General features: G+C 37.7%; 7 protein-coding genes. 2 read left to right on the top strand and 5 right to left on the bottom strand.

Annotated elements, in window-relative coordinates; translation table 11 throughout:
• The first annotated feature begins 3 nt into the window (after positions 1–3).
• The gene (locus OQZ33_RS21855) at positions 4–1,140 is read left to right on the top strand and encodes a formylglycine-generating enzyme family protein (protein ID WP_265801606.1); all 1,137 of its coding nucleotides are present in this window, start codon (positions 4–6) and stop codon (positions 1,138–1,140) included.
• Between the two features lie 155 nt (positions 1,141–1,295).
• The gene (locus tag OQZ33_RS21850) at positions 1,296–2,693 is read left to right on the top strand and encodes a sulfatase (RefSeq protein ID WP_265801604.1); all 1,398 of its coding nucleotides are present in this window, start codon (positions 1,296–1,298) and stop codon (positions 2,691–2,693) included.
• A gap of 74 nt (positions 2,694–2,767) precedes the next feature.
• Here the strand turns inward: OQZ33_RS21850 and OQZ33_RS21845 are convergent, their stop codons facing one another.
• From OQZ33_RS21845 to OQZ33_RS21825, 5 genes are all read right to left on the bottom strand, one after another.
• Positions 2,768–4,072 (bottom strand): DUF6055 domain-containing protein, encoded by a 1,305-nt coding sequence (locus OQZ33_RS21845; protein WP_265801603.1) that lies wholly within the window; start codon positions 4,070–4,072, stop codon positions 2,768–2,770.
• Between the two features lie 63 nt (positions 4,073–4,135).
• Positions 4,136–6,268, bottom strand: coding sequence for an alpha-galactosidase (locus OQZ33_RS21840; protein ID WP_265801602.1), 2,133 nt, complete (start codon positions 6,266–6,268; stop codon positions 4,136–4,138).
• 286 nt (positions 6,269–6,554) lie between these two features.
• Positions 6,555–8,849, bottom strand: coding sequence for a glycoside hydrolase family 95 protein (locus OQZ33_RS21835; RefSeq protein ID WP_265801600.1), 2,295 nt, complete (start codon positions 8,847–8,849; stop codon positions 6,555–6,557).
• Between the two features lie 451 nt (positions 8,850–9,300).
• Positions 9,301–10,635, bottom strand: coding sequence for a sulfatase-like hydrolase/transferase (locus OQZ33_RS21830; protein WP_265801599.1), 1,335 nt, complete (start codon positions 10,633–10,635; stop codon positions 9,301–9,303).
• A 209-nt stretch (positions 10,636–10,844) separates the two neighbouring features.
• Complete coding sequence (locus tag OQZ33_RS21825; RefSeq protein ID WP_265801598.1) at positions 10,845–13,037, bottom strand: alpha-N-acetylglucosaminidase; 2,193 nt, start codon at positions 13,035–13,037, stop codon at positions 10,845–10,847.
• Between the last annotated feature and the right edge of the window lie 15 nt (positions 13,038–13,052).

Raw genomic sequence — 13,052 nt, 5'->3', positions numbered from 1 at the left:
CCAATGTATAAAGATTTTGTGATTAAAGGTATGATTCCAGTTTTGAATATAATATTACTGATTGTATCCTGCAAACCTAAAGCTAATTCGGTATTAACAGAAAAGAAGGTTGCTGTTGAGCATACCTGTTCCTCAGATCTTCCTGCACGGTTCGCGGCAGCTACTCCTGTAACCGATAGAACAACTAAATTCACGTCAAGCCCAACTCACATTGGCATGAAGTGGATTCCTTCAGGTAAGTTTACCATGGGCGCAATGGATAAGAATGGAAGAGATGATGAGTATCCTAACCATAGGGTTGACTTAAACGGGTTTTGGATGGATGAAACTGAAGTTACCAATTCTCAGTTTGCTGCATTTGTTAAAGCCACAGGATACATTACTATTGCCGAACGTAAAGTAGATTGGGAACTTTTAAAAAAACAGCTGCCTCCGGGAACCGCTAAACCTGCTGAAGAACTGTTAGAACCATCGGCGTTAACATTCAAGGCACCAACACATGTTGCTGATTTGCAAAATCCAGGTCAATGGTGGCAATGGACGGCAGGGGCTAATTGGAAACATCCACAGAGCCCAAGCAGCACAATTGAAAATAAAGGTAATTTTCCTGTTACCCAAGTTTGTTGGGATGATGCTGTTGCGTACGCGACATGGGCTGGAAAACGGCTGCCAACCGAAGCAGAATGGGAATATGCTGCTAAAGGAGGTGATAACGTAGCCATATATCCGTGGGGGAATGAACCTATATCCAGAGGTAAACCCAAAGCCAATACCTGGCAGGGAAATTTCCCTATTACTAATACTAAATGGGATGGTTTCGAGCGAACATCGCCGGTAAAACAGTTTAAGGCGAATGCTTATGGGCTATATGATATGGCAGGAAACGTATGGGAATGGGTAGAGGATTGGTACAATGCTGACTATTATCAATCAATTGGAAATCGGATCCTCAAAAATCCTAAGGGTGCTGCCATTAGTTTTGATCCGGTTGAACCACATGTTCCTAAAAAAATAACTAAAGGTGGGTCATTCATGTGTATCGATAGTTATTGTACTGGTTACCGTTCTAGTGGAAGAATGAAATCATCAAAAGATACGGCATTAGAGAATACTGGTTTTAGATGTGTCTCTAACAACTAAATGTAGCAAGAGTAGAATGGTTCTTGATTTGGATTTCAAGAAGCTGCGGAAAGCTAAATAATTTAATGCGCTGCGACCAGTTTTGAGTCTTTCGAACTGATTCGGAGGTTATTCTGAAGTTTGATAGCTAAATTTTAATTTTAAAAACATAATCTATGAAGTTTTTCTTTTCCATGATAAATAGATTCAGCTTATTAGTTGTTGTATGGGCTATTTTACCGGTATTTGCTTTAAAAGCTCAAAAACTAACTCGTCCCAATATTCTCATTATTATGACCGATCAGCAAACTGCAAGCGCTATGAGCATTGCTGGGAATATGGATCTAAGCACTCCGGCGATGGATAAGTTAGCAAAAAACGGGGTTCGCTTCACCAAGGCTTACTGTGCCCAACCTTTGTGTACACCATCACGTACGGCAATTTTTAGTGGTAAAATGCCATTTGAAACACGTTTTATTGGTAATTCACCAGAAAAAGATGGACAATGGCCAGATAGTTTACTGATGATGGGCAAAATATTCCAGCAAGGTGGGTATCAAACTGGTTACGTGGGCAAGTGGCACCTGCCTGTTCCAACCACTAAAGTAAGTCAACATGGATTTGGTTATGTCGAAAATACTGATTTTCTGGATTACAACGATGGTGCAACACCATCATACTGTGCCAGATTTATTAAGGAAAATACTAAAAAGCCATTTTTATTGGTGGCATCGTTCCTTAATCCACACGATATTTGCGAATGGGCGAGGGGCGAAGAAATGAAAATGGACGTTCTGGCCGATGCCCCACCAGCAGATCAATGTCCAGCATTGCCCGCTAACTGGGAAATTCCGGCAAATGAACCCGAGATTGTTCGCGACCAACAAAAAAGCGTTGGCCTGCGTACCTATCCATCAGTGAATTATACTCCTGAAAAATGGCGTCAGTACCGTTGGGCTTATAATCGCTTAGTGGAAAAAGTAGATAAATACATCGAGCAGGTACTCTATACTCTCAAAAAATATGAGGTTGAAAAAAATACCATCATTATTTTTACAGCAGATCATGGCGATGGTTATGCTGGTCACAGCTGGAATCAAAAACAAATTTTGTACGAAGAGGCAGCTAAAGTCCCATTTATCATTGCAAAAATGGATGGCACTATCAAACCACGTACAGATGACATGCTGGTTTGCAATGGGATAGATATCATTCCAACCATTTGTGGGCTTACTGGTATTTCGAAACCAGGTTATTTAAAAGGCGTGGATTTAGCTATGCGTTTGGCAGAGCCGACTAAGAACTTGCGTGATACGTTGGTTATTGAAACAGATTTTGCAGATAATGAGCTATTGCTGGGTATTAGTGGCAGGGCGGTGATTACCAAAGATTTTAAATACATAATATATAATAAAGGTGAGATCAAGGAGCAATTGTTCAATCTGACTGATGACCCAGGAGAAATTACCAATTTGGCAATAAATAAAAAATATAAAAACAAATTAATCGCTTTACGCACCTATTTAGAAAGCTGGTGCAAAGCAAATGGTGATCAATTTACAGCAAAATTATAAACATGATGCCTGCTTTCATTATAGGTGTTTTTAGTTATTGGGATGCAGGAATAATGAAATGTATAATTCAGATTTTATTTAATATCAGTTCCTGTTATTTTAAATCGATATGGATACTGATCAAAATGAGCCTGTTTTCTTTTAATGGTGGTGTGGATGGTCGGTGCGCCTGTAACTATCAGCCATAGATATTTCGAATCTTTTGACACCTTATAGGATGTATTTCCTTTGGAATCGCTGTTTATTTTGCCATAAACTCTTTTTCCATTTTTCTTATACGCAATAAAACCATATCTCCAGCCTGCTCTTGCTGTTTCTTGCTTACTTTGATCTGTAGTATCCACTAATCCTTCAAATTCCAATGAAATAACATGGTTTATTTTTGGAACCTGTAATTGTATTGCATTGTATCCATAATCTTCCGGGATTTCAGATACGTTAATTTTTAGCCAGCCTTCGCCAATTTTTTCAACCTTGCTATGGTGTTGGTTTGCGTATTTGGCTGCTATTGATTTAACTCGCTTTATATCCCAAGTGATAAATTTACTTGAGGCATCAAAAATCTCTTCATTAAATTGATCTTGATCAATCTTATTTATTCTTTTATAAGTTTGTACGGGATCTTCATCTTTTTGTACTTCTCGCAAAAGCTTGCCATAAAAATCTTTCCCGTGTTTCTCTGCCCAATATTCCAATATAAATGGAGAATGATAAGCGTTCTCCGGATGTAGAAATGCATGATAAGTGTTATTTAAAAATGCTTTTAAATGAAAATTTTCGAAGGTAAGCCATTCGGGATAAACCTGCCATAAAACATATTGTGCACCCATTTCATTAATAGGCCCGTCATAAGTAACCTGTCCGTTGTCGCATCTGGCCAAAAATTGAAAAACATGACCCAGTTCGTGGGCAAGCACCCCATAAGGCTGTGGATTTAAACGAACTGCCGGGCACCACAAAATGCCAACTTTTTTTTCTTCTCCGCCTCCATAGGCAGTTGAATTCTTCCCTCCGGTAATAAAAACCAGTATTTTGTATTTATCGCTAATAGAACTGCCTTTTTTTACCAGTTTTAATTCATCTACATAGTAGTTATAATACCGTTCAAGTTCTTTTATAGCATTATTGATATCGAATCTTTTATTTTGAACCTCGTTAATCAATGGATTATCTCCATATTCCTTTGACCAAAAAATTTTGAAATTTTCTGATTCTGCACTTCTTTTGTCACTGTACTCACTGTTATTATCTGCGAAGTCATTGTTCTCTGGTACGGTCGATATTCTATCCGGCAGGTAAACTTGCTTAACTGATTTTGGATCTGCAAAGGTGTGGAAGGATAACTGTACTAGAAATACCAATAGAATTTTAAATTTCATTTTAAAAAAATTGATGATGTTGTATTATGATTATTATAAAATTTAGCAGCAAAAAATAAGGGTTTATTTGGTAGCCGTAACTTTAAGCACTACGCTAGTTCTCCTGTCGTTTACTTCAGGATTAAACCCTACTTTCATCAGGAAATCGCCTGAGTAAGTTTTGGTACTATCGATAGGTGAACGCATATTTGGATACAGGCTTACTTCTTGAATTTTGTAGAGTACCTGAGGATTTAACCCTTTCATTTTAATTGGTATTGCTTGCCTGGTTGCATTTCTGGTCGCCATATAATAGCTAAATACCACACACTCATTTTTGCTCGAATCAACATAAGAAATAGATGCTACATCGTTCTCATAAGGATTCTGAAGTCTGAATTGCTGGCCATGCCAAACCGTTTGTTTAAATTCGTTATAATCTCGAATGGCATTTTTGCTAAAGGCTAAATCATCTTTCGATAATTCATTTACCCTCACATCGTAACCCAATTTGCCCATCATGGCTACATCGGTTTTGAATTTTATAGACTGTCTCCCCATATCTGTTACGTGATTATCAACAGCAATTGATGGAAAATAGTACGAATACTCCCATTGAATGAAAATTCTATCAAATGGATTTGTGTTATCACTCGGCCAAAACTCAGTAAAATATTTTAAGGCCCCATAATCCACTCTCGAACCACCTCCAGCACATAACATCATTGGTGTTTTCGGGTATTTTTTTCTAATTCTTTCTAAAACTTTGTTAAGGCCATTTACATATTCAATATAAAAGTGATCCTGATTTTTTAAAGTAGGTGAGTGGGCATTGTATATCAAAGAATTGCAATCCCATTTTATAAAAGCTAGTTCGGGAACCTGCTGAAAAGTTTGATCAACCACGTTGAAAATAAAATCCTGAACAGCCTTGTTGGTTAAATCCAGCACGAGTTGATTGCGCATATAATATTCTTCACGGCCTGGTTGCCTCACAATCCAATCAGGATGCTTTTCGTATAATTCACTTTTTGGATTAACCATCTCAGGCTCTAACCAAATACCAAATTTAACGCCATTCTTTGTTGCTTCTTTTCCCAAAGCACTAATGCCTCCTTTAAGTTTTTGTTTGTTAAAATCCCAATCTCCCAACCCTGATGTTGCACCATTTCTTGGATATTTGTTTCCAAACCAACCATCATCCAATAAGAAAACATCAACACCCAGGTTTTTTGTGTCCTGTATTAATGCGTTTAATTTCTCGTCATTAAAATCAAAATACGTTGTTTCCCAATTGTTAAGTAATGTAGATCTTTGTCCTTTACCGTCCAATATCTGATAGGTTCTCGCCCAATTATGTAAATTTCTACTGGCTAAACCTTTGCCGCTTTTCGAATAGGTGTATATAAATTTTGGCGTCACAAACTGCTCTTTAGGTTTCAAGGTGTAGTTAGAGGAGAAATTATTGATGCCAGCTGTTATTCGAAGATAATAATCGTCAAATGTTTCAAAATCCAGTTTAAAGTTTCCGGTCCAGGCTAACGACCCTGCAATCACCTCACCCGTATCTTCCGAAGAGCGCTCATTTATCGAAATCATAAATGAGCTGGAATGTAAGAGATTGTTTCGAGTACCTAACTTTGAATCTAATGTTCGGATACCGTGCAAAAGTTGCTGCTCCTCTGATCTCATCTCCCGCATAGCACTACTGTATTGATTTTTCAGAAAAAATTTCTTTCCGGCTAGCGTTAGATTGGCAGATGCGTATTTATTTAAAATTACATTTCCACTTTCATTATGGCGAAATTCTGCCCATTGTTCAATTACATCTTCATTGTAATATGTTAAGTAATTTAATGTTACAACGAATTTGTACTTGGCATCCTCTAAACGTATTGAAGTAAGTTTTCTATTGTCGTCGATTTTTGTTTCCGTTACTGATTTAAAAGTCAGCACCGTAGATTTGTTGCCGTCGGCATGGGTAACGCTTAGTGCTGGCTCCAATAGATTGATGCTTCCCGAAGCAACATAAGCTTCCCTTTTATTATATAGATCATCCGAGCCGGGCTTAAATTTATCTAGACCAGCTACAGAAGCATATTCATTACTGTTTATTATTTTTTCTCCAAAATAATTCGAAACCAATGAATTTTTGGTGTCAGTAGAAAGAAGCAATACGTTATTTTTGGTTTCTATAAATATCTGCTTTTGTGCCATGCTACGATTTTGAATACAAAAAATAATTATTAAAGTGTATAAAAGGTTTTTCATCATGATTTTAATTGCCTTAAGCGTTTAAATGACCAATATTTATCGGCCGGAATATTAAAGTTGATTTATATTATAATGTTAGAATGATATCGGTAATGTATCTGTATAGCGTACCAACATGCAATGCGTTTTATTTTTTGGCTAATCACCATTTATTGTTTTAATGATAAACCTATACAGGTTTTATGTTCGAATCAGTTTTATTTCAAACGGAAATTCATTTCATTAATGCTCAGCGATTGAAAGGAATTCCATCAATGACATACTGCATGCCTTTAATGGTGTCAAATTCTATTCGATCATTATTAATTACTTTCACATTTATAATCTTTCCGTTTTTATCCTTAACCGAGCTCCCCTTAATGTTTTTTAAGTAAATTGTACATTTACTTCCTGATCCGGATGTGATTCTTGTGTTAATCGTTTCTCCTTTTGACCAAGAAATATCGACCGTGAAATTTCCTTTGGCCTTTAATCCGGAAACTGCTCCTTTTGGCCATGCAGAAGGTAACGCCGGTAAGATTTGCAGCATACCGAGGTGGCTTTGCAACAGCATTTCTGTTATGCCTGCGGTGATTCCAAAATTTCCATCTATTTGAAATGGAGGACCATTTAACAGGTTTTCGTATACACCTCCTTCGTTATAGGTAATTTCGGTTGATTTAATATGCACGAGGCTGTTTTTGAGTAGTTGGTGTGCATGATCTCCATCCAACAACCTTGCCCAGCAAGCCAATCGCCAAGCTAAAGCCCATCCTGTAGAAAAATCTCCTCTTCCAATTAACGATGTTTTGGCTGCGTTGCTGTAGACTGTATCTATGAGCGGCGAAATCTGCGATCCCGGATACAAGGCGATCAGATGGGATAGATGTCGGTGCGTATTTTTTGGGCCAGAATGCTTTTTTTCAATCGCTTCATTGTTCCACTCCATCAGTTGCCCCCAATTGCCAATTTTGGTTCCTTTATCTAATTTTGCTAGCGTACTTTTTAATTTATTACGATAATCAGGATCTATACCAAGTTCTTCCGTGGCCTTAATGGTGTTGGAAAACAGGTCGAAAATTAGTTGTTGAGCGTAAGCGACACCACCTTCAACATTCCATGGGCCAATCTCCGGCGACCATTCTTTTGGCGCCACTAGTCCTGATTCTGATTGAACAAGCCTGCCCAGCCAAAAATCACAAGCACCTTTCATTACCGGATAGGCAGTTTTCTTAAGATAGGCTTTGTTGAGCGTAAATGCGTAGTGTTGCCACAGATGCATACTGTACCAAGCGTTTGCAGGCCTGGTTTTTGCCCAATCGCCATAGCCAAAAATGTTGTTTTGTACCCATTGCGACCAACCTTCGGTACCATCATCCTTTGCCGCTTTTCTCCATGAAGGTTGTACCATGGCTTCATTATAAAGGTAATTCAAGAGGGTGCCGTGTAGCTCCGACAGATTGGTGATTTCTGCAGGCCAATAATTCATTTGTACATTAATATCACTATGCAAATCTGCTTGCCACGCCGGATTGTTGGAATTGTTCCACAAGCCCTGTAAATTGGAAGGCAGCGCCATTCCGCGAGCGGAAGAAATCATTAAATATCTTCCATACTGATAATACAGACTCTCCAAGTAAGGGTTTTTGTTTCCTTTGTTGTACGCAGCTTGCAATTCATCAGTCGGCAAACCTTGATCAGATCCACCAATCTCAAGTGATACGCGTTTGAAGAGCGACTGGTAATCTTTTATGTGTGAAGCCAATAGCTCCTTGTAAGGTTTTTTTGAAGCTGTATGGTTTCGATGTGTAACATTACTATTTAATTTTTCTTTATCGAAACCCACATAGCCGGGAGCAACGGGGTCGTAATTTGTGCCCAATGAGAGAATTAATGTCACAGCGTCAGCTTCTTTTACAACCAGTTTGTTCTCTTCTACTGCTATTTTTCCGCCAGAATTTTTAACCGAGAGTATTGCAGCGTAGTTCAATATATCAAGCTTTCCATATTGATGGATTTCATTGTTACCGGCATTTATTTCAGCCATTTTTGAAGCTTCACGTGGATCACTGATCTGCGCTGAAAAAGAAATTCTTTTTTTTCCACTGCTCGTTAATCTTACTGTGATCACTTGATCAACATAACTTGCGAAATATTCTCTAAGGAAACTGTTTCCCTGGGCATCGAAGGAAACTCGTGATATCCCCGTCTCCAAATCCAACTCCCTTTTATAGTTGCTATAGTTGCTTAAACCTTCAAACTCTAACAAAAGATCGCCAAAGTTTTGGTAAGAACCGCGCTTAGTGGTGCTACCGGTCCATAATGTTTTGTCGTTGTACTGAATCTGATCTTTGTCAACGCCTCCAAAAATCATTGCACCAATAAGTCCATTCCCAATTGGTAGCGCTTGGCTCATCCACTTCTCTGCAGGCTTCTTGTACCATAGCTTAAGGTTGGATGTGCCAGTCTGTGTTGTCAATTTATTATATTGTGCCTGAACGATTTGAAAAGTGAGCAACAATACTACAATTAACTTAATTTTCATTTCTCTAAATATTTATTTAATCAGTTATTGACGTTAAAACTTGCCCTGAAAAATTGGCTAGTAAAACGTTGTGGCAATTCAGGGTAAAGGTGTAACATGTATAATCATTATTTCAAAATGTATTCCTAACGATAGTTTCTCCTCGATTCAAGGTGAAAATTCACTCGAAGTTTTGACAAGAAAAATAACAGCTACATTAAAATCACAAACATCTTGCAGTTACCTATCACTCCAATTTTCCTACTACCATACGGGAGGCTAATTTAAACTTTTTTTAGTTTAACTAAACAAAGGATATTGACTTACTATAATTAATATTTAACCTATTATCATTATAAACGATCGATCTGATGATAATCTTTTATCTTATTTCACTAAGAGATTTAGATTTTTCGAGGATTCCATGAATGGTTTTGGTCGTATGTTATAAATTTCTTGTTCTCCTGCCAAGTCATCTTTTATCAGGGTAATCATCAAAAAGTTGTTGAAGATGGTTTTGAATCGAAGCATATTTTTCATTGCCATACAAATTGACCCGTTCTGAAGGATCCCAACTTAGGTTAAACAACTCGTAGTTATTGTTTTTCTCTTTGTTTTTGGTGATCCTAAGTTTCCAATCCCCATCTTTTACACCTTCCAACACATAAGCAAAATAATAGATAGGTTTGTGGGGCTTGTTATAGTTCTTGTCAGTTAATTCTCCCTTAATGGATTGACCATCCAAAACCCTATTCGGAAGTTTTGTATGGGTCCAATCAGCTAGAGTCGGCAGGATATCAATATTTGAAATGAGTGTTTTGAGCACTTTTCCCGATGAAGTATGGCCTTTCCAATATGCAATGAAAGGAACTCTGCAGCCTCCTTCGTAAGATAAACTTTTCCAACCTTTGAATATTCCTGCAGAACCCACATGATAGGCTCTTGTCAATCCGTCTTCATACATTCTTTTTGGGGCATTGATCCAGGGGCCATTATCACTGCTAAAAATGAAGATAGTGTTATCTTCTTGTCCTGCTTTTACTACCGCTTTCCAAATCTCTGCCAAACTGCGGTCCATATCCTCAATTACATCTCCCAGTTCACCACCAGCACTTTGGTCTTTCCTGGTTTTCATTGCTCCCCAAGCCACTGGTAAATGCGGCATGTTCTGCGCTAGATATAAAAAAAACGGTTTTTTTTCTTTGGTAGATTGGTGAATAAACTTAATGCTTTCTTTAGCGTAATTGGTTGTTAAAATGCTATCGTGAGGCTGAAATATTTCTGGTTTCTGATTTCTGAAAATTTTGATTGCGGTATCCGTTTTCACGTAAGGAGATCGAAAATCATGGCTATATAACATCCCATAAAAAAGATCAAAACCTTGCTTGTTTGGAAGACCAGTTCCATAATCGCCAATATGCCATTTACCTACACAAGCGGTTTTGTAGCCTGATGTTTTAAGCATTTCTGCAATGGTAACCTCTTCATCTGGTATGGCAGTTTTATCTCCAGGACTCAGCACATAATTCAGGTTCGATCTACTGCAATACCTTCCCGTGAGCAATGATACACGAGAAGGAGAGCAGGTAGGAGAGGTTACTACGTAATTTGTCGCCATCACACCTTTATGTGCCATTTCATCAAGAAATTTTGTTTGGATAAGTGGATTGCCAAAGGCAGAAATATCGCTATAACCCATGTCATCTGTCAAAACGTAAATTACATTTGGTTTTTTCTGGGCATAGTCGTATTGAATAAAAAAACACGATAAGATTAAAATCAGAAATATTGTTTTAGATGTATTCATATTGGGATTGATGATTGATCTTTATATTAGGTTTAATGTATTCACTTTATTTCTTGTTCTAAATTTTAGTTTACTTTAAAACTTACTGTTGTAAAAACTTCCATTTTTAGCATTGTAGACGTTCGCCCGAAAACTGCATTTGCCGTATTGTCATTTTCTACATAATTGCTAAAGTTGGGTGTTAATTTTTTAAAAATTTGATTAAATAATTATTTAATTGCGGAGGCATATTTATTCAGTAGCTCCATACAAACTTCAAAGCTGTTCCCTTCCGTTTTTGTGGGAAATTTCTTTCTTTCCAATACCCATTTATCTTCGAATTGGTGTGTTTTTTTCTTAAATTGTTTGTCATCGAATTTTGAACCGTTTCTTACCGACAAGAATATTTCGTCGAAAAACATCTGCCATCTTTTTTTATAAAAATCACCTGTGAGGCCAGCCCAACTGCGGTTTGCATAATCATTAAGCGATCGTTGATTTCCTCCCCATACAGTGATTAGCAGTTTAGCATCTTTTTCGTAATAGGCCCTTTCCGCTTCGTTTTTGCCTAGTTTTCGGGCGTTTTCAATCCATTTCCCTAACAACATAGAAGGTTGGGTGGCTAATAATCTGTCTACATCATCAATAACCGTTAACATTTGGTCTTGCTTGATTTTCATATTAACTGTATCTCGCTTTTCGTAAGTAGCATTAAAATCATCCCTAAGCGATTTAAAATGATTTCCGAGTAATTGCCATCCTACGTTTACCGCATCATAGTTCGAAGACTGGTTTCGTTTAGATTTTGAATCCAATAATTGCTCCCAAATCTGTAAAAGCGTTTTGTTCGAATAGCTATAATTAGGATTGGGGGTCCAGTGAGCGGTACCTTTAAGTGACGGTTTCGCATTGATTAAAATACCTTGACCCAATTGCGTAGGTTTATTGTAAACATCATTAACCAATGATTTCCATGCATTCATGTTGCTATTATCTGTTGTGCCAAGCCTTCTATCTGCCCATTTATCTGTCCATTGCGCTACATCCGTTTTTCCATTGCTCCAAGCTTTTTCAAAAACATAATCATACATCATTGGGTTAACATCAAAACCTTCTAAAGTAGAACCAATACCTGTTAAGTTGGCACCACCATTCATAAAGGCATTTTCCATTCTTTCTTCTACAGTTTGTAAATTTCCAACCATCATAGAGTTACCACCAAAATTGCCCAGATAACACCAGATATAGGGTTGGTTAAAATAAGATTCAGTTAGCTTCCATACCTCCGTTTTTTCGCCATAGTAATCAAGCAAGGTCATCTTTCCTTGTGGAACCGCTTTCAAATATGCTTTTATGCGTTCATTTGTCCATTCTTTTCGCATGTAGTAAAATACCCAGGTCATTTGAAGCCACTCAGCAGCAGGATCTACTGCTTTCATAGAACTGTAAATTACATCAGATGCACTGGCCAAATATTTTGGATCCCAGCTTGGTGGAGTAACTTCATTAAAAGGATCTGCTCCGTAAATATGATCGGTTCCAAATTCCTTTGTTTGCTCTTCGAGAAAGGCCGTTTGTATTTGTTTGAAAAGTGGATCTAGCGGATCGAGAAAGTTGCTATAATATTCTTTGCTAAATCCACCCCATGTTCCTAAATCATTAATTTTAGCATTTGGATATTTAGATTTGAGGATTTCTGGAACATGGCCGGCAAATGCAGGCAGAATAGGTTTCATATTCAGTTCCCGCTCTCTCTTCACAATCTTTTTTTGTAATTCCAGTTGATTATCCAGCCATGACTTTGGAAGTGGTCCATCCCAATGATCTATATTCGACATTCTGTGCCAAGGCAGAAATGCAGGCCCGGTAAAATAACTGCGAATCTCTTGATCACTTAAGCCCATTTTTGACCATACCTTATACCAAATGGCTTCCTGTCCGGTAATGGAAAGCGGCATATTGATACCGTTCAAAGCCATCCAGTCAATCAGGTGTTCCCAATCTTGCCAATCCCACCAAGGCATGGTGTATCCAAAGGTGCAATAATTAAGGAAAAAGCGGTTTTTAACACGTGCCTCTTGATTAATCTTTAAACTCAAGACTGGCATTTGCTTCGGCAAGTCGATAACATCATCTTTATACCAAGAAACCGAAGTATTGCAATAATATTTTAAATAATGATTAAGTCCATAAGCCATTGAATTATAGCTATTTCCTTTAATAATCAGTTTCCCATCTTTGCTCTCCAGTTCAAAAAAGTCTTTTGCGTTGCTGACCTGTGACTGCTCAAATTTGATATTTTTTGAATAAGGTTTAGCAATCCTTTTAGCCAAATCTTCAATGGGGCTAGCCGAACTGGTGAGGAATGTTGTGCATAGAATAATAAATACCAAACAAATCTTGGTATACGTGAATCTTATCATGTGGTTTTTTTAACG

The sequence above is a fragment of the Pedobacter sp. MC2016-05 genome (assembly GCF_026239735.1).
Lineage (GTDB): Bacteria > Bacteroidota > Bacteroidia > Sphingobacteriales > Sphingobacteriaceae > Pedobacter.
Note: the sequence above shows the minus strand (reverse complement) of the source record. Positions and strands in the feature narration are given on the sequence as shown.